Raw genomic sequence first — 20,290 nt, forward strand, 5'->3', positions numbered from 1 at the left:
GCGGAAAAACGAATTTAAAGTTATCAAGGATAGGATAAATGAAATATTCAATCTCTCGACAATTTGAAAAAAACCGAGAACTTCAAGCAGACAATTTTGTGTTGGTTTATCAAATGGGCAAAGTAGGTTCGTCCTCAATTGAACACACGTTAGGTGAACGAAAAATCCCGAGTTACCACATTCATACTTTTGATGATCATGAAGAATTCCACATGTATCACAACAAAAAGGACGTAAGTAAGTTCTTTGATTTTAAGAACCGCACCATGTACCGCCTAGTACTCAACAAGCGTAAGCGCATTCTACAAAAGCGTGAACATATTAAGATCGTTACGCTAGTTCGAGATCCTATCGCGACAGTACTTTCTCGTTTTTTCCAAGACTTACACCTCCAATTTATTGAAGGGAAGAAAAATGATGCCATCCATCGTGATATGGATGTTACGTATAAGCACATCGAACATTGTTTCGATAACTACATCAATCTTAACTACTTTGCTAACTGGTTTGATAACGAACTGAAGCGCAATTTCAATATTGATGTTTTACGTCAAGATATTGATAACACGAAACCGTTCTATACATTCGACAATGAGAAAGCGAGTGTCATTCTGATCAAATGTGAGCAACTTAGCTCTCTAGACCAAGAAATCGGTGAGTTTCTTCAGCTTGACAAATTCGTGCTTAAAAACAGCAACGAAGCAAAAAACAAATGGTACTCCAACATCCACCAGTACTTTAAAGAACGTTACGATTTCTCAAAGCTTTTCTATATGTATGACCTCCCTTTATACCGCCACGTTTACTCTGAGCAGGAGCGCGAAGCATTCAAAAATAAATGGAAGCAAACACCAGGGACAAAGTCATAATGAAAAAAGTACTACATATTACTGAAGCGTTCGGTGGTGGTGTTCAAACAGCGCTATACAGTTATGTACATTCCTCCCGCACCGAGCCTTACGAACACTCCTTACTTGCTCGTGCACGCTCAAATGATATGACTAATGAATCAAGCAACCATGTCTTTAGCCACACAAAATGGGTAGAGGGCAACTTATTGCAATTCATGAAGGACGCAAACGCATTCATTGCGGAGCTCAAGCCAGATTTTGTTCACTTGCACTCAAGTAAAGCGGGCTTCCTCGGTCGATTCTTAAAGCTCGGTCATGCTCGCCTTATCTACACGCCCCACTGTTATGCATTTGAACGTGAAGATATTTCCAGTTTTGCCAAACAAATTTACAAGACGTTAGAAAAAATCGCGCTTAAAAAAATCGATGTTGTTGCTGGGTGCAGTCAACGCGAATGCGATTTAGCCATCAGCATAGGCGCTAAGCGCGCTGAGTTACTCAATAACTACGTAACCTATGGTAGCGAAGAGCGCAGTCCAAATACTAACAACACTCAACTGAAATTGGTCATTCTAGGACGAGTCGCTCCACAAAAAGATCCTCTGTTCTTGCTTGATACACTCGGTCAAATTAAAAAGGCTGAGTTAGCACATGATATTGATATCACTTGGATTGGTGGCGGCGAGAGAGAGCTTGAAGATCAGTTACGTGCACAAGACATTAAAGTCACTGGCATGATTCCACGAGATGAAGTCGTTAGCCTGCTCAAAACTTCGGATTTGTACTTACATACTGCTGCTTGGGAAGGTATGCCGCTGACCATTCTTGAAGCGGCGAAGCTGCATTTACCTATGGTCATTCGCTCTATCGGTGCCACCAAAGATCTTAACTACCCTTTCTTGGCACAAGGTCCACAAGAGATGGCAAAACAAATCATCCATTGCATTAATCACTACCACGATATTGACTTCAATCAGTACTCAAAGGAGCTCAATGAAACATTTAGTGAAGAAAAACAACGAATCGCGCTAATCAGCATTTACAGCTAGAGGATCAAATGCTTCAACAACTACAACAAAAGCGCGCAGCCACTCAGAACAAGGAAAAAAGTCTGTTTTCCCTCGGCTTTCAAACCGCAGTTACTCGTGTTCTGAGTGCTGGTTTTGCGTTTCTTTTAACGCTCATCGTTTCCCGAGTCACAGATGCAGCGACATCAGGGCAGTTTTTCTTTTTGTTTAATCTCGCTTACTTCACTGCCATTATTTCTCAGTTAGGATTTGATGTTTCGCTTGTTAAGTACAACGCTATTGGTTTCTCGAATAACAGTAGTGAGGAACAGAGCAACAACTACCGTATCGCGCTAGCACGAAGTCTGTTGTTTAGTGTAGCAGTGTGTACTTTTATCTACTTGGCATTCAACTTTTTCCCTAAACACATCAACACAACTGGCGTTTCCGACGCTGCACTGGCACTTGCTTTGTTGTCGATCCCATTACTCGTTATTGGGCAGACAAATAGCCGAGTATTGCAAGCCTCTAGACGAGTTGTCCCCTCACTATTTGCGTTACAACTCGGCGTGAGCTTCTTTATGGTTGCGCTGGTATTAGTGGCTCAGAGAGCTTACTCAATTGATGCAGACCTCCTTATGATTTTACTCGTCATAGCAACAGGGGCTGTCGCTCTCCAATCGAGCATCAAATGGCTTAAGTCTGATCAATATAGTCATGGGAAAACGGAGAAAAATACCGAGCTAACCTATTCAGCAAAACAAGTTTGGTTTGGCAGCATCTTTTCCAATCTGGTTCAGTGGGGCAGCTTGGTCATTGCGGGTTTCTTTCTCGCAACTTCCGATCTTGGCTTACTCGCAGCAGCACAGCGCACCTCATTACTCATTGGCTTTGTGTTAGTCACAATTAACTTCGTAGTCGCCCCGATGTTTGCTTCACTCTATAAGGAAGGAAAACTAGAACGACTGCAAAGCCTTAGTCGTTTGGCATGCCGTGCAAATATTGGAGCAGCAATGATTCCCGTGGTTGTGTGCGTCGCCTTTCCTGAGTTTGTTATGCAACTGTTTGGCAAAGAGTTTACTGCAGCTGCGCCCTTACTCGTTGCATTGTCGCTAGGGCAACTAGTGAATGTGGCAACAGGTTCAGTTGGGTTTTTATTGCTTATGAGTGGGCATGAAAAGACCATGAAATACATCACTATCGTATCTGGTGTCATCTCCATTACATTACTGGTCACGCTCTCTCAATGGTACGGCGTATTAGGCGCAGCTTGGGCAATGGCGATAGGTTTAGCAATCCAAAACTTAGCCGCACTCTACTTCGTGAAACGTTATCTTGGCTTTTTTCCAGTGGGGTAAATATGACAAATACGATTGCACGAATTAGCTTTATCGGTGTGTTACTACTGACGATTTCTCTATCGCTTTGGAAAAGTTCTGATATCAGTCATGTCACGTACCAAAATCTAGAGAATTATGTCGGCGGCTCAAGTACGCTACATTTTACCTTTAGCCTTTTGATTGGTTTTCTAGCCGTGTTTAACTTCCCTAAATGGGTGACAGCAACAAACGCGGACATGTTTGGTATTCGGTTACTGATCGTCCTATTGTTTATCATCTCTTTGGAGGAGTTCAGCCAATTGTTTATCGCAACTCGCTCCTTCAGTTTTGATGACTTAAGCACTAACTGGATAGGTATTATCTTGGGCTATTTCTGTGCCAAGTTTATAAAGCTCTTTGCTAATCATTAGCTTTTTAGGCCTATTCATCACTCTAAAATGACAAACTACACGCCTGTCCTCCACAGGCGTTATACTCTCTCTATCCTTTCTCCATTCTGTACAGCGCCTTGATTTTAAAAAGAACAGTTTCTCGAATTGCATTCCAATCCGCTATTGCCTTAGTTGCTACGCTCTCGTGCCTAACACAAGTACAAGCACAGGAAGACAAACTCACCGTCATCAACAGTTATATCGGCGATCTCTTCACATACAACAAAGCCATGGGCAGCTTCACTATTTTGGATAAAGGTAACGTGGTGCTGGACAAACAAACTGGTTACTCAAACCGTAAAGTTGGTTTGTTAGCCAGCCGTGGTTATGTTCCTGCAGACAGTTCAAGCCCATACAAAGTAGCATCTATCTCCAAAACCATGACGGCAACCATGGTGATGCAGTTAATTGAAGCAAATAAGCTTAGTTTGAACACCAAACTGAACGACTTCTTTCCTGAGATTAGCAACGCTGAGCACATCAGCATCAGAGATTTACTCCAACACCGCTCTGGGTTAGTGAACTTTATTGATGAACCCGACTTTCTGAGTTACTACACAAAGCCTCAAACGCAAGCAAAAATGATCGCGAGATTGGCAGCACTGCCCTCTAACTTTCCACCAGGCAGTCAACATGAGTACTCAAACGCAAATTACCTATTGCTAGGCTATATCATTGAAAAAGTGACGGGAAAGAGCTTTGACGAGGTACTCCGCGCTCAAATCACGCAACCATTGAACTTAACGCACACTCAGTATTGCCTTGATCTCAAGGCGTGCGATATTCACATTACGTCTTTCTATTACTGGAACAACGCATGGGTGGCAGTCACACCGCACTGGTCGCCAACCGTAACAGGTGCAGCGGCGAGCATTACCTCAACAACACTCGATGTTTCTCGGTTTATTCGGGCACTGTTCCAAGGTGAGTTACTCCCGAAAGAGGCAGTGCAAATGATGACGAAGGAGTATTTTGGTATTTACAGCCCTGAATACTCGCAACTTGAACGCTATGGACACGATGGTCTCTTGGAAGGTTATCGCTCGTCAATGCTGTACTTCCCCAAACAAGATGTTGCGATTGTCATCTCAATCAACGGACTTCATGAAACCTATGACGATATTGTGAGAAATATTGTCAGTTTATACTTTGATGAGAAGGTTGAATTGCCAGATTATGACCGCCCAAACATGACAATGAATGAAGGGCAACTTAAGGCCTTCACGGGAACATATAAAGCCTTGGATGGCAAAAAGGTAGTAGAGGTGTTCATTGATGATGGAGCATTAAAAGCTCAGATGGTAGGTCAACCCTCATTTACTTTCATTCCAATGACGGGAAACGAGTTCGAGAACAAAGCTTTCGGCATCATTTTAACCTTCAGCCCTGTCAAAAATGAACAGGGAAAGACCAATAACGTTAAAGCGAAAAGTGGCAATCATACTGAGACCTACTACCGACTACGCTCCTCGAAATAGCGACTCAGCGCAGGTTTCCTCGGTTAGCACTTTTTTGGATATTTTTCTTAGAGGGCGAGATATACTCTCGCCCTATTACATTAATATGAGCATCGGTTATGTCTTCACATCCAACTAAAATCACTTTCTTTGAATTCCTAACACCACTTATCACTGCGGGTAAAAAGACGATCACGATTCGTGATGAATCAGAAAGCCACTACGTGCCAAACACTGAAGTGGAAGTGTTCACCCTAGAAACAGACCGCAAGGTGTGTGACATCAAAATCCTATCAGTGGCACCACTGAAGTTTGATGACATCAACGAGTTCCACGCAGAACAAGAAGCGATTGAACTGCCAAAACTGAAAGAGCTTATTCGCGAGATCTACCCGAACATCGATGAACTGTATGTGATTGAATACGAACTGATCAAGTAAGAACCACAATTTACTAGACGACTGGTCTAATCGCTTTTATAGTATTGCTCATGAACGCAAAAACGAACGATACACGCCAACACATTCTCGATGTCGGCTACCAATTGGTAGTGACCAAAGGTTTTACGAGCGTTGGGCTCTCAGAACTTTTAAAGGCAGCGGATGTGCCGAAAGGCTCTTTCTACCATTACTTTAAGTCGAAAGAGCAATTTGGTGAGGCATTGATTGAAGATTACTTCTCTCGCTACCTTGAGATGATCACAGCCCACTTTACTGAAAGTGAAGGCTCTGGTTGCGACCGCCTTTTGAGCTATTTCGAACGCTGGATGGCGATTGAAAATGGCCAATGTAACGCCAACAAATGCTTGGTCGTGAAGTTGAGTGCTGAAGTCTCTGATCTTTCAGAAGCAATGCGCGTAAAACTGGCTTCGGGTGCCACTCAAGTGGTGAAAGCCATCGAAGATTGTGTCCAAGCGGGCATTGAAGACGGCTCAATCCAAGTTGAGTCAGCAGAACAAACCGCCCACTTGATTTACCATCAATGGATTGGCGCAAGCTTACTCAACAAACTGTATCAGGATCGTTCCGGTTTAATGCGTAGCTTTGAGAGCACTCAAAGTATGCTAAAAGGCAAATAACGAACCACACTTAATCCGCCTTATCTTTACCCAAAAAGTACGGCGGATTTTTTAGGAATCAAAACTAGACGACTGGTCTAATAATTAATATAGGAACTTACCATGACCCAAACGCTCAACCGTCAAATCGTATTGGCTAACCGTCCAAAAGGCTCGCCAGTCCCAGAGAACTTCCGTTTAGAACAGACTGCCATCCCTACCCCGAGCGAAGGTGAAGTGCTCTTGCGCAGCGTGTATCTCTCTCTTGACCCATATATGCGCGGCCGTATGAATGAAGGCAAATCCTACGCTGATCCTGTAGAGCTAAACGATGTGATGGTTGGCGGAACCGTTTGTCAGGTGGTGGAATCGAAGAACTCCAACTTCCAAACTGGCGAATGGGTGGTAGCTTACACAGGCTGGCAAGATTACGCGCTATCTAACGGCGAAGGTCTGTTTAAATTAGGCAGCGAGCCGACGCATCCGTCTTATGCCCTCGGTGTGCTTGGTATGCCTGGTTTTACCGCTTATGTGGGGTTATTGGAAATTGGTCAGCCCAAAGCTGGCGATACCCTAGTTGTCGCAGCTGCAACCGGTGCGGTTGGTTCTATGGTTGGTCAAATCGGTAAGCTAAAAGGTTGTCGTGTAATCGGTGTCGCAGGCGGCGCAGAGAAGTGTCAGTACGCAAAAGAGACCCTAGGTTTTGATGATTGTCTTGATCACACCGCAGATGACTTTGCAGAGCAGCTAGCAGCAACATGCGACAAAGGTATCGATGTCTACTTTGAAAACGTAGGCGGTAAAGTCTTTGACGCGGTATTACCTCTGCTTAATGTCGGCGCTCGCGTACCACTTTGTGGTTTGATTTCTCAATACAACGCGACAGCGTTACCTGAAGGTCCAGATCGTATGTCGATGCTGATGGGTAACATTCTGGTTAAACGCATCAAGATGCAAGGCTTCATCATTTTTGACCACTACGAGCAAAGCTACACAAACTTCGTCAAAGATGTAAGCCAATGGCTAGCAGAAGGCAAAATCCACTATCGCGAACATCTAGTAGAAGGTTTAGAAAACGCGCCAGAGGCATTCATCGGTCTACTGGAAGGTAAAAACTTCGGCAAGCTTGTTATTCAAACTAATCAACCTGTATAAGAAAGGATTCTTCCATGATTAAACTGCATCATTTAAACCAGTCTCGCTCAAAACGCATCATTTGGTTGTTAGAAGAATTGGGGGTGGATTATGAGATCGTGCCTTACCTTCGTGACAGCGTCACCTTCCTTGCGCCACCTGAGCTCAAGAGCATTCACCCACTCGGCAAGTCACCTGTATTGGAAGATGGCGACGAGATCGTTACAGAGTCTGGTGCTATCACTGAATACTTAATTGAAAAGTATGCAGATGGACGTTTTGCACCAGAGCGTGGCAGCAAAGCTTACACGCAATACATTCAATGGCTGCATTTTGCAGAGAGCTCAGCCATGGTTCCCCTGCTGCTCAAGATGTTTGTTGCTAAAGATGGCGCACAGACCAATTTCCTTGCGGATTACGCCGATGCGGAAACCATGAAAGTCATGGGCTACATTGATCAAAGCCTAGAAGGGAAAACCTACTTTGTAGAAGAGCGACTAACAGGCGCGGATTTCATGATGTCTTTTGTCGTCGATATCCTAAACAAGTTTGGCGTCATTGAGCGCTTCCCAAACATCCAACGTTATGGTGCGCAGCTCGCGACTCATCCTGCGTTTACTAAAGCAGAAGAACTTGAAGTGAAGTTCGGTTAATCGAATTGAGACCTTCTCAAACCGTTGAGAATTTCTGTCTATTTCGGGAATCTTTGAAATAGGCAGAAATCATTCACACCAAACATGCCTGAATACCATTTATAATCCACACGATAAATAATGTTAATTGACATAAAGCCATTAATTAACAACCACTTAAAGCATAGGTGATACCTATCACACTGATTGCTAATAACAGTTTTTTTCTTCTCAATTGCAGCGTTATTCTCCTCGCATAACTTTTGGATTCATCCAAAAGACAAGATTTATTATCACTATTGCAAGGAAATTCAAATGAGCAAGAAATTGACTACAGCAGCAGGTTGCCCTGTCGCACATAACCAAAACGTTATGACTGCAGGTCCTCGTGGCCCTCAACTATTACAAGACGTTTGGTTCCTTGAAAAATTGGCACACTTTGACCGCGAAGTGATCCCTGAGCGTCGTATGCACGCAAAAGGTTCTGGTGCTTACGGTACGTTCACAGTAACGCACGACATCACAAAATACACTCGCGCTAAAATCTTCTCTGATATCGGCAAAAAAACAGAACTATTCGCTCGCTTCACTACTGTAGCTGGTGAGCGCGGTGCAGCAGACGCAGAACGCGATATCCGTGGTTTCGCACTAAAATTCTACACTGAAGAAGGTAACTGGGACTTGGTTGGTAACAACACACCGGTATTCTTCCTACGTGACCCACTAAAATTCCCAGACCTAAACCACGCAGTAAAACGCGATCCTCGCACTAACATGCGTAGCTCTACAAACAACTGGGATTTCTGGACATCACTACCAGAAGCATTCCACCAAGTGACTATCGTAATGAGTGACCGTGGTATCCCAGCTTCTTACCGTCATATGCATGGTTTTGGTAGCCACACGTTCAGCTTCATCAACGCAGAAAACGAACGTTACTGGGTGAAATTCCACTTCAAAACTCAGCAAGGCATCAAGAACCTGACTGACCAAGAAGCAGAAGCAATCGTAGGTAAAGACCGCGAAAGCCATCACCGTGACCTTTACGAAGCGATTGAGCGTCAAGACTTCCCTAAATGGAAGATGTACGTACAGATCATGCCAGAGCTAGAAGCGGATGAAGTCAACTTCAACCCATTCGACCTAACACGTGTATGGTCTCAAAAAGACTACCCACTGATCCAAGTTGGTGAGTTCGAACTGAACCGTAACCCAGAAAACTTCTACGCAGAAGTTGAGCAATCAGCGTTCAACCCAGCTGCAGTCGTACCTGGTATCGGCTTCTCACCAGATAAGATGCTACAAGGTCGTCTGTTCGCTTACGGAGATGCTCAGCGTTACCGTCTAGGTGTGAACCACCATCAAATCCCAGTGAACGCACCTCGTTGCCCTGTTCACAGCTACCACCGCGATGGCGCAATGCGCGTTGATGGCAACTTTGGTTCAACACTAGGTTACGAGCCAAACTACAAACAAGAATGGGCAGAGCAACCAGATTACTCTGAGCCACCTCTACGCATCAACGGCAACGCTGATCACTACGATCACCGTGTAGACGAAGACTACTTCAGCCAAGCGGGTGACCTATTCCGTCTGATGAGTGAAGAGCAACGTCAAACTCTGTTCGACAACACAGCTCGCGCAATGGACGGTGTGCCAGAGTTCATCCAACAGCGCCACGTTCAACATGCATACCAAGCAGACGAAGCGTACGGCAAAGGTCTTGAGATAGCGCTAGGCTTAAACAAGTAAGCGAACGCTGTAATCATCACACTGTGTGATTAAAAGACATAAAAAAGGAGGTGCCCAACAGCACCTCCTGATTTCAAATCACTAATCCTTAATCACTAGCCACAACCAATGCTCAAGGAGGTTCATTATGATTAACTTAGATTTCTTTAAGCTCTTTGATACCAAAGAACTGTTTATCTATTACTGATTCATCAACTACTGATTTTTAGCTACCGCTTTGATCAGTACTGATGTATCCATGCGACCTAAACCATCACGTTGAAGGTCTGCATACTGCTCATCCACTTTCTTAGTCAGTGGAAGTTCTAGACCCACTCGCTCTGCTTCTTGCAGACAGAAACCCAAGTCTTTGCGCATCCAATCAATAGCGAAGCCAAAATCGAATTTGTCTTCCGCCATGGTATTTGCGCGGTTTTCCATCTGCCAAGAACCTGCAGCGCCATGCTTCAACGTTTCTACAACTTGAGCGATGTCCAAGCCTGATTTTTGTGCCAGCAGCAAAGCTTCACTCAGACCTTGTAAAACACCACCAATACAGATTTGGTTTACCATCTTACAACGTTGACCCTGACCGTTTTCACCCAGTAGCGTCATCTGCTTCGCGTACACATCCATCGCTGGAGACACACGATCAAAAATGTTTTGTTCACCACCACACATGATGGTTAGAACACCATTTTCTGCGCCCGCTTGACCACCAGAAACTGGCGCATCAATGAAGTGATTGCCGTATTTAACACACGCTTCAGCCAGCTCAACCGCTAGGTCTGCAGAAGTCGTCGTGTGGTCCACTAGCACTGCATCCGCTTTCAAACCGACCAGAATGCCTTCTTCACCGTAAACAACGCTACGAACGTCATCATCATTACCCACACAGGTAAAAACGATGTCACAGCCTTCTGCCGCTTCACGTGGAGTTTCACAAGCCACACCTTGGTATTCTTCAGCCCACTTGTCGGCTTTCGCTTTTGTGCGGTTGTATACTTTGGTTTCAAAGCCCGCTTTACTTAGGTAACCAGCCATTGGGTATCCCATCACACCCAGACCAATAAATGCTACTCTTAGTTTTTCCATTGCAAGCCTCCTTGAATTCGAAATACGTTACGTTTTGAAACTATTACTATTTGAAACAGTTAATATTTGAAACATGTTACTAAAGATTTCAGAACATTACTTGCAATAATTTCGTCTTAAATAAGCGCAACAAACTCAATCAAAGGCGAAGTCACCAAAAGTGATAATAAAAGCGTCACCATTGACGGAATCGCATCTTTCCAAGTATCAAAACGAAAATGGAAAAACATCGCACCAACTGAGGTGAAAACAATAAAACTTGCTCCTATCGCACTTAACAAGTTGTTCGTCGATAACAAGCCAATTAACATCAAAATTGCACCCGTTACCTCAACCAGTCCAACCAAAAACATAGGGGCACGGTTCAATCCATATTTATGAAAGAAAACGAGCTGAGGCTCAAAAATCGGCTTCACCCAACCGATGATTTTGATAGAACTAGCAAACAAGAAAAACGCGATTAACAACCCTTGAATAAACACCATAATTTTAACTCCCGAACAGATGATGGAAGTATTAAAACATTCCACTTAAAACTTAAGAAGAGTAGTATTTAGCTACTTATCATTCCAAATAGGAATGCATCATGGATAAATTTGATTGTTTGAAAGTCTTTTCTCGTGTTGCTCAGTTGGGTTCATTTACTGCCGCGGCTAACGAACTCAATACCACTCAGAGTGCGGTGAGCAAGAAGATCGCTTGGCTTGAGCGTGAAGTCGGCATCACCTTGTTTCATCGTCATGCTCGCGCTATCAGCTTAACCTCTGGTGGAAAGCAATATCTCGAATTGGCGCAGACACTCACAGAACAAATGGATTCCTTCGAGTCGCAGCTTAGGCAAGAACAAGCGTCGGTCTCTGGCGAGCTCAAGCTTTCAGTGCCGAGTGCGTTTAGCGTTCGCTTGTTATCTGCGCCACTGAATGAGTTTCTCAACCAACATCCAGAGCTCAGTGTTGATGTGTCAGTTTCGGACAAGTTTGTCGATTTAGTTGAAGGCAATGTTGATATCGCGATTCGTGCCGCCTACCTAAAAGACTCGGGTTTAAAAGCGCGTTGGTTGATGGATAACGAATTAGTTTACTTCGCGTCTCCCAGTTACCTCAACAAGCGCGACCCTATCCTTAGTGCTAACGATTTGAGCAAACATCTTTGTTTAACCTACTCACTCACTAATCCATCTAACTTGTGGCGTTTCAGCGATGGTGATGAAGCCATTAAAATCAAAGTGAAAGAGCAAGTTCGAAGTGATAGTCCTGAGATGTTGGTGCAAATGGCGAAGCTTGGGCAAGGCATCGCTGCAATGCCAAAATGGATGGTAGAACAAGAGCTTAATAACGGTGAGTTAATTCAAGTACTAACGCAATATCAATCAGTTAAGCTACCAATGTACATGGTTTACAAAGATAGTGAGTACCAACCTCAGCGCATTCGCACTTTTATTGATTTCTTGGTTAAGCACTTTTCTCAAGGATAAAAAAAGCTCCATCAAAAATGATGGAGCTAACTAGCAGATAGCCTTAGTGGGATTATCCCCAAGTGACTTCAATATGCAGTATTCAGAGCTTGGTCACTGACTCGAGTTCGAGGAAAACATCGCAGCGTAATAGTGATCTATTTCCAAGGTGTTTGACAAAGAAATCGCTTCAGTGACAAGCTCCCGAAGGGCGAGTTGATTTGGTTTGCATACTTTGTTAGCGATTTTTGATTTAGCACCACTAGAACTTCAAATCGTTGCCTCGTCTGAAAACCAAATCATTCTCGCTGAACCATGCATATGGAGGTTACTTGGGGATATGTACTTAAGGGATTCTTTTCGCCTGCAACAGTGCTGCCGCATTGAGCATCGCGTCTTTAGTGCTGACATCCAATACCTTCATTTTTCTAAATCGCTCCGGCTCTTTGATGGCGACATCGTGAGCGAAGATAACAAACCTCGCCTTGGCGATATCTTTGTCGGTGATTCGGTTAATGATGCCGTTCGCCCCTTGCGTTTCGACCTTGATCTTAATGCCTAACGCACAGGCGGCTTTCTCTAATGACTTCGCCGCTAAGAAGGTGTGCGCCACACCTGATGGACAAGACGTCACGGCAAGAATGTCTGCTTCGCCCTCGCCTTGCACAGACGTGTAAGCTTGTGATTGACCAACCGGATTGTCGTCTTCTGTGACCGTCTTCTTAAGTGCAATAACAATCAATGCGGTGGTAAACGAGCCTGCGATTGTGCCGACAATGTAGCCAATCTTGCCATCCACAACAGGCAGTACAATCCAGCCGCCCCACGGTGCATGGTTAATTACATGGAACATAAAACCAATCACGTTACCGACTATGCCACCAGCAACAATCGCAGGCAGTACGCGAGCTGGGTCACCGGCAGCAAACGGAATCGCCCCTTCACTGATGCCAATCATGCCCATGATGCCCGCGGCTTTACCTGCCTCACGCTCATCACGTTTAAATTTACTTGGCGATAGGAAAGTCGCTAACGCCATGCCCAGAGGCGGGGTACAAATCGCGATACCGACACCACCCATCAGCCACGGCTGAGTATTTACCTGTGTTTGAGCAAACAAAGTCGCCACTTTGTTGATAGGACCGCCCATGTCAAATGCGGTCATTGCACCCAGTACAGTGCCCAACATCACTTTGCCAGAGCCCGCCATACCCGTGAGCACATCGTTCATGGTCGTCATTGCGCTGGCTATCGGTGAGCCAATCACCCACATCACTGCGCCACAGGTGACAAACGTACCAACCAGCGGGTAGATAAAGATAGAGCCAAGGGAGCTCATGCTGTCCGGCAATTGAATCTTCTTCAGTAACCAAACCACAAAGCCGGCGAAAAATCCGACGACAATCGCGCCCAAGAAGCCGGTGTTGTAGTGACTCACCGCAATCCAAGAACCAATCATTCCCGGAGCCAGACCCGGCTTATCCGCAATCGAATAGGCAATGTAACCACCCAATACCGCGGTAAACAGCGTCAAACCTGCTATCCCCATCTCAGCGATATCTGCCAGAATCCCCTCTTCCGGAACACCGCCATGACCTGAAATCATCACAGACAGAGACAACAATACGCCGCCCGCGACAATAAACGGAATCATATGAGAGGTGCCAAACAGTAAGTGTTCTTTCATTCTGCCGAGCTTTTGCGCCCAAGGGCTGAGTGGCTCAGATGCAAACTCTAAAGGATCGATACCAGAGTCATTCGTGTTCGATTGAATATCAGTAAGTAGCTCGCGCGCTTCCTCCACCGACTCCGCCGCTTTTAACTTGTTAACGAAACCATCTTCAATGATTTTGGTGGAAATTTGTGCCAAGACTTCGATGTGGTGATGGTCATCCCCATCCGGAGAAGCCAGCATAAAAAATACGTCAGACAGTTCACCGTCATCGGCACCGTAATCAATCCCTTTTCGGCTGATGCCCACTGCGACTGCGGGTTTAGCGACCGCATTACTTTTGGCGTGAGGAATGGCAATACCCTCGTCAAAGCCGGTATTGCCAATCTCTTCTCGTTTCCAAATGTCCGCCAAGAACTGACTTTTGCTAGTGAGCTTGCCCGCCGCGTCCAACAATTCGACGAGCTCTTTGAGCGCTTCATCTTTGGTTTGAGCCTGCAAATCCAAGCAAATGGTTTCCGGCTCAATAAGGTTTAATATGTCCATTGTTTGTACCTTGCAATGTTCACGCTCGTGAGTCATGAGTTATTTGTTCCATCTATGACTGTGTACAGAGTAACCAACACTCGTCCTTTCCAATACAGGACAAAAAGTGCATTAACTGGATTAATGTAACATGAGATTTAAACTGTGATAGAGCTCTTGCGATTATCTGCTTTAAATCCATCCTTCCGACGGTCACTATGCTAAAATCCATAAAAAAATAAAGTGGATAGAACATGAAGATCGTAGCGGTGACAGCGTGCCCTACAGGCATCGCTCATACTTATATGGCGGCAGATGCACTAATGAAAGCTGCGCCTAAGCATAACGTACAAATTAAGGTTGAGACGCAAGGCGCGATGGGTATTGAGAATCAGCTCACTCCCCACGATATTGCACAAGCGGATCGAGTCTTAATTGTATCCGATATTGAGATTGAACAACCAGCTCGCTTTGAAGGCACCAACAAAGTCCAAATCCCTATTGAAGACGTGTTACTCAATGTCGATAAAGTGTTCCTTGTACACTGTCGATGATACGCTGTGCTGATGAACGAATACCAGATCACCTTTTTTGTCGACGATATCAATGCCAGTGCTCACGTAGCGCAGCCCCTTAATCGCGTCGCCAAAAAGTTCAAAAGCACATTACACATCATCAACATAACCCAAAATCGCGTTGCTGAGCTCACTAAGTCAATCGCGGTTTTACAAGTTGGCTTGCAGCAAGGCGACTTGTGTCAAATCACGGCTATTGGTATTGATGCCGAGCTTGCCTGTTTCGTTATCAAAGATATGATTGCTGAGAACTTTACCGTTGTGGGTTCTCACATCAACTACGAGTTCTCAAGCCAACTTGCTGAGCGTCTTCCGCAAATCTGCCCGCCTTGTGAAATTAAATGGCATTACGCCAAAGCGCACACTGAACTCACCAAATTTGAGTGCCTGAAAGGGCTAGCGCAGCTTATTCATCCGATTCACCCAGACGAACTCATTCTCGCCTTTATCAAACGCGAAGAACGATCCTCAACCGCAGTAACACCGGGCATTGCTCTACCACATGTCATGTTCGAAGGTGTGGACCACATCTCTGTTGCGGTTATCGCTAACGAGATTCCGATGGATTGGGCATCAAAAATGGGGGAAGTGCATCTTGCTATCGCATTAGTAATGCCAGCGAAACCGACTCGCGAACACATCATTGCGGCAACCAACTTAACCCGTAACCTGCTGACCGACCAAATGGCTGAGCGTTTACTGCTAACAAAAAGCAGCGTCGACTTGCAGGCGCTTCTGATGTACGCCATGTCGAGGCTGCTCGCTTAATCTTTACTGTTTTTTTCTGTTCTAGATTGAACCGCGATATTCCGTCGGCGTTCTGCCCGTGCGGTTCTTAAAGACTCGGCAGAAGTAGTTCACATCTTTGAATCCACAGCGCACCGATACTTCATTCAACTTAAAGTTGTATTTCTTGAGCATAAATTTTGCGCGGTCTACTCGTACCCACGTAATGTAATCGGCTAGCGTCATGTGGCCTTGCTGACGGAACAAACGCGACAAATGGTTAGAAGAGATGCTGAACCTCGACGCAATACTGTCACGCGTGATTGGGCGGTGGAAGTTCTCTTGGATGTAGATACAAATACCCTGATACAGATCTTGCACTCGGCTGTGCGCCTGCGTCTCAATAGGCGCATCTAACATCGACTTAGCGTATTGCAACAAGGCTTGCAGCAACAACTCATCCATTGGCTTTTTATTGCACTCACGAGCCAATGAACTCAGCGCTTCCAAGATATTATCAATGGCAAATCCAGAACGAGTTTGAATACTGTGCTTTTGGATATCGTAAAAGCTCGCTTCCCCTTTACGTTTGGACACGAGACTCAAACCCAATTGACGGCGACCGAAGAGAATACTTAATACCGAGCAATCTGTATCCCAATCAGGTTTATTCCAACAGTTAGGCGGAATAAATATCGCATCACCGGTTTTCGCCACGATATGCGTCACTTTGCGATCATGACTTTCCATTTCATTAATATATTCACCAGACAAAACCAATTCTAATCGAGGGAAGTTAACCTGATAGCTAAATTCAGGTGGTGTATGAAAATCACCAGCAAACCATATATTGTGGAATGGTTCTCGCTCGTTTAATACTGATGAAATCAAATCATGAAAAATCATTTTACGTACTCTTAAACACGCATCCATGATGCTATACCTATAGATATACACCCTACTGGATTTTTGTGCTATTGAGCAAAATCACACTTCCATTTTAAGGTTACAAAAATCCAGTTAACGCATCAATTATCCAGTCTAGCAAATCATCAACAAAGACTCTAAACCCTTATATATGGGAGCAATAACACATTTCACTTATGGTTCATCGACTTCCACATAATGTCACAGATATGCAGTAAGTTTATCCAGCAGACGATCTACATCACACTCTAGCCGGGCGGTTACAATCGTCCAGTAAATGCATTTTTTCTTCACTACTGTCTCCGCTAGGTTAATTTCAAAATACCCCTGAAATAAAAATTATATTTATAGGGGTTCGACAATGATCACCAAACTAATAAATGAAGACTTGATTAAGCTTGATCTTCAAGCGACTTCAAAAGAAGACGTATTTAAAGAACTGGTTGCAGTTCTACACGCCCAAGGTCGTATTTCAGACCAAGAGCAATTTCTTGCAGATATAAAAGCACGTGAAGAATTAGGTAACACCGGATTTGAGGATGGCGTAGCTATTCCACACGCAAAAAGTGCAGCGGTTCTTGAACCAGCGGTTGTGATCGGCGTAAGCAAATCGGGTATCGAGTACGGCGCGGAAGACGGTTTGCCTTCAAAACTGTTCTTCATGATCGCTTCTCCAGACGGTGGCGATAACCACCATATCGAAGTACTGGCAGAGCTATCTTCAAAACTGATTGAAGATGGTTTCATTGATGCGTTCTTAGGTGCAGCAAACAGCCAAGACGCACTGGCACTTCTACTTGCTAAAGAAGAGCCTCAAGCAGTGACAGAGGCACCAGCAAACCAAGGCTTCATCATTGGTGTTACTGGTTGTCCTGCGGGCGTTGCACACACTTACCTAGCGGCAGAAGCGCTAGAGAAAGGTGCAGCAGCGATGGGTTACGAAATCAAGGTTGAAACGAACGGTTCAATCGGTGTGAAAAACAGCCCAACCGAAGAAGAAATTGAACGTGCTGATGCAATCATCGTGGCATGTGACAAACAAGTCGACATGAACCGTTTTGCGGGCAAACGCGTGGTTAAAACTAACGTAAAAGCCCCTATCCGCGATGCTCAAGGTCTGATTAACGAAGCGTTAAACGCTCCTACATACCAAGCAGAAGCAAGCAGCAATGCACAAGCGTCTGTTGCAAACAAAGCCTCTCAGGCTCGCTCTGACCTTTACCGCTACTTGATGAACGGCGTATCACACATGATCCCATTCGTTGTAACGGGTGGTCTGTTGATTGCACTTGCTCTTGCAGTTGGTGGGCAGCCAAGTGAAGCCGGTATGGCAATTCCTGAAGGCAGCATGTGGAACCAAATCCTCAACGTAGGTGTGGTTGCCTTTACGCTGATGATCCCAATCCTAGCGGGTTACATTGCTTACGCGATTGCTGACCGTCCTGCCCTAGCTCCTGGCTTGATCGGTGGTTGGATTGCAAACAATGGTTCTTTCTACGGCGCAGACGCAGGTACAGGCTTTATCGGTGCCATCATCGCTGGTCTGCTTGTGGGTTACTTCGTGAAGTGGATTACGTCGATTAACTACCACAAGTTCATTCAACCTTTGGTGCCAATCATGATTGCGCCAATCACAGGTTCGTTGTTCATCGCTGGTCTTTTCATCTTCGTTATCGGTGCACCAATCGCAAGCCTAATGGACGGCCTGACTGCGCTACTAACGAGCATGAGTACAGGTAACGTCGTTCTACTGGGTATCGTACTTGGTGGTATGGCTGGCTTCGATATGGGTGGTCCATTCAACAAGGTCGCGTTCCTATTCTCTGTGGGCATGATTGCAAGTGGTCAAACTCAATTTATGGGTGCGATGGCATGTGCAATCCCAGTTGCACCTCTCGGCATGGCACTGGCAACGGCACTTGGTCGTAAGTTCGACCTGTTCGAAGAATCAGAAACCGAAGCGGGTAAAGCGGCAGGTGCAATGGGTCTGGTTGGTATCTCTGAAGGTGCGATTCCGTTCGCAGCGCAAGATCCAATGTCAGTGATTCCTGCAAACGTACTTGGCTCAATGGTAGCAGCAGTAATGGCGTTCTCATTCGGCATTACCAACAGTGTTGCTCACGGAGGTCCAGTTGTCGCTCTACTTGGCGCGATGAACCATCCAGTACTTGCTCTGATTTGTATGGCAGCTGGCGCAGTAGTTACCGCAGTAACGTGTGTAACTCTGAAGAAAGTTCGCAAAGCGAAAATGATGCAAGCAGCCGCTTAATACCCCTACCCCCAAATGGCTCCTATGGCTTGGGCAATGTCGCCCAAGCCATGATTTTCTCTCATGGTGACACTCTATGTCTGATTTAACGATGTCCGATACACAAACGATTCAAACTCAAGCTAAGCATCCGATGTTTTTCCTGATGAACAACGTGATTCAAAACTACGCTTGGGGCAGTACTACTTCTGTTAACCAACTGTTTGGCATTGAAAACCCAACGGGCGAACCACAAGCAGAAGTATGGATGGGCGCGCATCCAAACGGTTGCTCATTGGTGATGGTAAACGGTGAAGAGACCAAACTGTCTTCACTGATTGCTCAAGACATGAATGCCTTTCTGAGTGAAGAAGTCACAAACCGTTTTGGTGAACTTCCATACCTGTTTAAAGTGCTTGCCGCTGAGAAAGCACTGTCGATTCAGGTTCACCCAAACAAACAACAAGCAGAATTAGGCTTTGCACTGGAAGAAAAACAAGGCATTCCCCTAACCGCTGCAAACCGTAACTACAAAGATCCAAACCACAAACCTGAGTTGGTTTACGCGCTAACCGAATACCAAGCGATGAATGGCTTCCGCCCAACAAGTGAAATCATCAGCTTCTTCTCTGAGCTGGCAATTCCTGAGCTACAAGGCTTGGTGGATGATCTAATCGCAAACCAGACGCCAACAGGCTTGGCGACCTTCTTCTCGGGTCTACTGTCACTAGAGGGCGAACAGAAAGAGATGGCGTTGACGGTGCTATTGGCTCAAGCTCGCATCACCGACTTACCTCTGTTCAACCTTATTCTTGAGCTAGAGAAGCAATACCCTGGCGATATTGGTTTGTTTGCACCACTGATGCTTAATGTCATTACCCTACAACCGGGCGATGCCATGTTCTTAGATGCAGAAACGCCACACGCTTACTTGAAAGGTACAGGTCTTGAGATCATGGCGAACTCAGACAACGTACTGCGCGCGGGTCTGACACCAAAATACATGGACGTGAAAGAGCTCGTTGCGTGCACACGCTTCAACGAGAAGCCATTCGACAGCCTATTGCTTGCACCAAACGAAATCGAAGACATGTTGGAATACCCAATTCCCGTGGACGATTTCAAATTCGCCATCGTTAAACAAGCTCACCAGCGTACTCTAGAAGTTCAAACCGCTGAGATCCTTATGCCTCTGGATACCAAACTTGTGCTAACTCACGCAAACGGCGAAACATGCGTGGTTGAAAAAGGACACTCTGTTTTCATTCCGGCTTACGCAAAACAGGTCACTTTGAATTGTGAAGGTCGTGTTGCGCGCGCTTACAGCTAATCGTTATTATTAATAGTACGCCACTAAAACCAACGCCTCGCCACTCGCGGGGCGTTTTGCTTTTAACCCTAGTCTTTTTACCCCTAGTAAAGCAATGGT

19 protein-coding genes are annotated in these 20,290 nt (G+C 45.3%); 15 read left to right on the forward strand and 4 right to left on the reverse strand.

Going from position 1 to position 20,290, the window contains the following annotated elements; translation table 11 throughout:
* The first annotated feature begins 38 nt into the window (after window positions 1-38).
* The 10 genes from BCT11_RS09185 (at window position 39) to BCT11_RS09230 (ending at window position 9,661) form a co-directional block, all read left to right on the forward strand.
* Window positions 39-869: a putative capsular polysaccharide synthesis family protein gene (locus tag BCT11_RS09185; protein ID WP_102388140.1), complete on the forward strand. Its 831-nt coding sequence runs from the start codon at window positions 39-41 to the stop codon at window positions 867-869.
* Window positions 869-1,900: a glycosyltransferase gene (locus BCT11_RS09190; protein ID WP_102388141.1), complete on the forward strand. Its 1,032-nt coding sequence runs from the start codon at window positions 869-871 to the stop codon at window positions 1,898-1,900. Before BCT11_RS09185 ends, BCT11_RS09190 begins: the two co-directional genes overlap by 1 nt.
* Before the next feature lie 8 nt (window positions 1,901-1,908).
* Window positions 1,909-3,216, forward strand: a complete 1,308-nt coding sequence (locus BCT11_RS09195) for an oligosaccharide flippase family protein (RefSeq protein ID WP_102388142.1) — start codon at window positions 1,909-1,911, stop codon at window positions 3,214-3,216.
* A 2-nt stretch (window positions 3,217-3,218) separates the two neighbouring features.
* Window positions 3,219-3,608: a VanZ family protein gene (locus BCT11_RS09200; protein ID WP_102388143.1), complete on the forward strand. Its 390-nt coding sequence runs from the start codon at window positions 3,219-3,221 to the stop codon at window positions 3,606-3,608.
* A 98-nt stretch (window positions 3,609-3,706) separates the two neighbouring features.
* Window positions 3,707-5,107, forward strand: coding sequence for a serine hydrolase domain-containing protein (locus BCT11_RS09205; protein ID WP_102388144.1), 1,401 nt, complete (start codon window positions 3,707-3,709; stop codon window positions 5,105-5,107).
* A 98-nt stretch (window positions 5,108-5,205) separates the two neighbouring features.
* Entirely contained in the window at window positions 5,206-5,526 is a 321-nt protein-coding gene (yqfB, locus tag BCT11_RS09210) for a N(4)-acetylcytidine aminohydrolase (protein WP_005432046.1), read from the forward strand.
* 50 nt (window positions 5,527-5,576) lie between these two features.
* Window positions 5,577-6,164: a TetR/AcrR family transcriptional regulator gene (locus tag BCT11_RS09215; protein WP_050922676.1), complete on the forward strand. Its 588-nt coding sequence runs from the start codon at window positions 5,577-5,579 to the stop codon at window positions 6,162-6,164.
* Between the two features lie 102 nt (window positions 6,165-6,266).
* Window positions 6,267-7,298, forward strand: coding sequence for an NADP-dependent oxidoreductase (locus BCT11_RS09220; RefSeq protein ID WP_042600119.1), 1,032 nt, complete (start codon window positions 6,267-6,269; stop codon window positions 7,296-7,298).
* A gap of 14 nt (window positions 7,299-7,312) precedes the next feature.
* On the forward strand, window positions 7,313-7,930 hold the full coding sequence (locus tag BCT11_RS09225) for a glutathione S-transferase family protein (RefSeq protein ID WP_102388145.1): 618 nt from the start codon (window positions 7,313-7,315) through the stop codon (window positions 7,928-7,930).
* 294 nt (window positions 7,931-8,224) lie between these two features.
* Window positions 8,225-9,661: a catalase gene (locus BCT11_RS09230; protein ID WP_102388146.1), complete on the forward strand. Its 1,437-nt coding sequence runs from the start codon at window positions 8,225-8,227 to the stop codon at window positions 9,659-9,661.
* A gap of 195 nt (window positions 9,662-9,856) precedes the next feature.
* On the opposite strand, the gene BCT11_RS09235 is transcribed toward BCT11_RS09230, so the two are convergent.
* Both BCT11_RS09235 and BCT11_RS09240 read right to left on the reverse strand, forming a co-directional pair.
* Entirely contained in the window at window positions 9,857-10,735 is an 879-nt protein-coding gene (locus tag BCT11_RS09235; RefSeq protein ID WP_102388147.1) for an NAD(P)-dependent oxidoreductase, read from the reverse strand.
* A 116-nt stretch (window positions 10,736-10,851) separates the two neighbouring features.
* Window positions 10,852-11,220 (reverse strand): DoxX family protein, encoded by a 369-nt coding sequence (locus tag BCT11_RS09240; protein WP_102388148.1) that lies wholly within the window; start codon window positions 11,218-11,220, stop codon window positions 10,852-10,854.
* Between the two features lie 101 nt (window positions 11,221-11,321).
* Here BCT11_RS09240 and BCT11_RS09245 point away from each other — a divergent pair, with 101 nt between their 5' ends.
* Window positions 11,322-12,209, forward strand: a complete 888-nt coding sequence (locus BCT11_RS09245) for a LysR family transcriptional regulator (protein WP_102388149.1) — start codon at window positions 11,322-11,324, stop codon at window positions 12,207-12,209.
* A 325-nt stretch (window positions 12,210-12,534) separates the two neighbouring features.
* Here the strand turns inward: BCT11_RS09245 and BCT11_RS09255 are convergent, their stop codons facing one another.
* Window positions 12,535-14,406 (reverse strand): fructose-specific PTS transporter subunit EIIC, encoded by a 1,872-nt coding sequence (locus BCT11_RS09255; protein WP_102388150.1) that lies wholly within the window; start codon window positions 14,404-14,406, stop codon window positions 12,535-12,537.
* Window positions 14,407-14,639: 233 nt separating this feature from the next.
* Here BCT11_RS09255 and BCT11_RS09260 point away from each other — a divergent pair, with 233 nt between their 5' ends.
* Both BCT11_RS09260 and BCT11_RS09265 read left to right on the forward strand, forming a co-directional pair.
* A complete protein-coding gene (locus BCT11_RS09260; RefSeq protein ID WP_005441202.1) occupies window positions 14,640-14,939 on the forward strand; it encodes a PTS fructose transporter subunit IIB in 300 nt (99 codons plus the stop codon).
* Window positions 14,940-14,951: 12 nt separating this feature from the next.
* Window positions 14,952-15,728, forward strand: a complete 777-nt coding sequence (locus tag BCT11_RS09265) for a PTS sugar transporter subunit IIA (protein WP_017819357.1) — start codon at window positions 14,952-14,954, stop codon at window positions 15,726-15,728.
* A gap of 21 nt (window positions 15,729-15,749) precedes the next feature.
* On the opposite strand, the gene BCT11_RS09270 is transcribed toward BCT11_RS09265, so the two are convergent.
* Window positions 15,750-16,592, reverse strand: coding sequence for an AraC family transcriptional regulator (locus BCT11_RS09270; RefSeq protein ID WP_005451367.1), 843 nt, complete (start codon window positions 16,590-16,592; stop codon window positions 15,750-15,752).
* Between the two features lie 382 nt (window positions 16,593-16,974).
* On the opposite strand from BCT11_RS09270, the gene BCT11_RS09275 reads away from it, so the two are divergent.
* Window positions 16,975-18,882, forward strand: coding sequence for a fructose-specific PTS transporter subunit EIIC (locus BCT11_RS09275; protein ID WP_102388170.1), 1,908 nt, complete (start codon window positions 16,975-16,977; stop codon window positions 18,880-18,882).
* A 76-nt stretch (window positions 18,883-18,958) separates the two neighbouring features.
* On the forward strand, window positions 18,959-20,191 hold the full coding sequence (gene manA / locus BCT11_RS09280) for a mannose-6-phosphate isomerase, class I (RefSeq protein WP_102388172.1): 1,233 nt from the start codon (window positions 18,959-18,961) through the stop codon (window positions 20,189-20,191).
* Window positions 20,192-20,290: the final 99 nt, after the last annotated feature.

Source organism: Vibrio sp. 10N.222.52.B12 (assembly GCF_002875385.1).
Lineage (GTDB): Bacteria > Pseudomonadota > Gammaproteobacteria > Enterobacterales > Vibrionaceae > Vibrio > Vibrio jasicida.

What these genes read in the sequence shown, in the direction of transcription:
- BCT11_RS09185 (WP_102388140.1), top strand. Translation starts at nt 39, where the DNA reads ATGAAATATTCAATCTCTCGACAATTTGAAAAAAACCGAGAACTTCAA.
- BCT11_RS09190 (WP_102388141.1), top strand. Translation starts at nt 869, where the DNA reads ATGAAAAAAGTACTACATATTACTGAAGCGTTCGGTGGTGGTGTTCAA.
- BCT11_RS09195 (WP_102388142.1), top strand. Translation starts at nt 1,909, where the DNA reads ATGCTTCAACAACTACAACAAAAGCGCGCAGCCACTCAGAACAAGGAA.
- BCT11_RS09200 (WP_102388143.1), top strand. Translation starts at nt 3,219, where the DNA reads ATGACAAATACGATTGCACGAATTAGCTTTATCGGTGTGTTACTACTG.
- yqfB (WP_005432046.1), top strand. Translation starts at nt 5,206, where the DNA reads ATGTCTTCACATCCAACTAAAATCACTTTCTTTGAATTCCTAACACCA.
- BCT11_RS09215 (WP_050922676.1), top strand. Translation starts at nt 5,577, where the DNA reads ATGAACGCAAAAACGAACGATACACGCCAACACATTCTCGATGTCGGC.
- BCT11_RS09220 (WP_042600119.1), top strand. Translation starts at nt 6,267, where the DNA reads ATGACCCAAACGCTCAACCGTCAAATCGTATTGGCTAACCGTCCAAAA.
- BCT11_RS09225 (WP_102388145.1), top strand. Translation starts at nt 7,313, where the DNA reads ATGATTAAACTGCATCATTTAAACCAGTCTCGCTCAAAACGCATCATT.
- BCT11_RS09230 (WP_102388146.1), top strand. Translation starts at nt 8,225, where the DNA reads ATGAGCAAGAAATTGACTACAGCAGCAGGTTGCCCTGTCGCACATAAC.
- BCT11_RS09235 (WP_102388147.1), bottom strand. Translation starts at nt 10,735, where the DNA reads ATGGAAAAACTAAGAGTAGCATTTATTGGTCTGGGTGTGATGGGATAC.
- BCT11_RS09240 (WP_102388148.1), bottom strand. Translation starts at nt 11,220, where the DNA reads ATGGTGTTTATTCAAGGGTTGTTAATCGCGTTTTTCTTGTTTGCTAGT.
- BCT11_RS09245 (WP_102388149.1), top strand. Translation starts at nt 11,322, where the DNA reads ATGGATAAATTTGATTGTTTGAAAGTCTTTTCTCGTGTTGCTCAGTTG.
- BCT11_RS09255 (WP_102388150.1), bottom strand. Translation starts at nt 14,406, where the DNA reads ATGGACATATTAAACCTTATTGAGCCGGAAACCATTTGCTTGGATTTG.
- BCT11_RS09260 (WP_005441202.1), top strand. Translation starts at nt 14,640, where the DNA reads ATGAAGATCGTAGCGGTGACAGCGTGCCCTACAGGCATCGCTCATACT.
- BCT11_RS09265 (WP_017819357.1), top strand. Translation starts at nt 14,952, where the DNA reads ATGAACGAATACCAGATCACCTTTTTTGTCGACGATATCAATGCCAGT.
- BCT11_RS09270 (WP_005451367.1), bottom strand. Translation starts at nt 16,592, where the DNA reads ATGATTTTTCATGATTTGATTTCATCAGTATTAAACGAGCGAGAACCA.
- BCT11_RS09275 (WP_102388170.1), top strand. Translation starts at nt 16,975, where the DNA reads ATGATCACCAAACTAATAAATGAAGACTTGATTAAGCTTGATCTTCAA.
- manA (WP_102388172.1), top strand. Translation starts at nt 18,959, where the DNA reads ATGTCTGATTTAACGATGTCCGATACACAAACGATTCAAACTCAAGCT.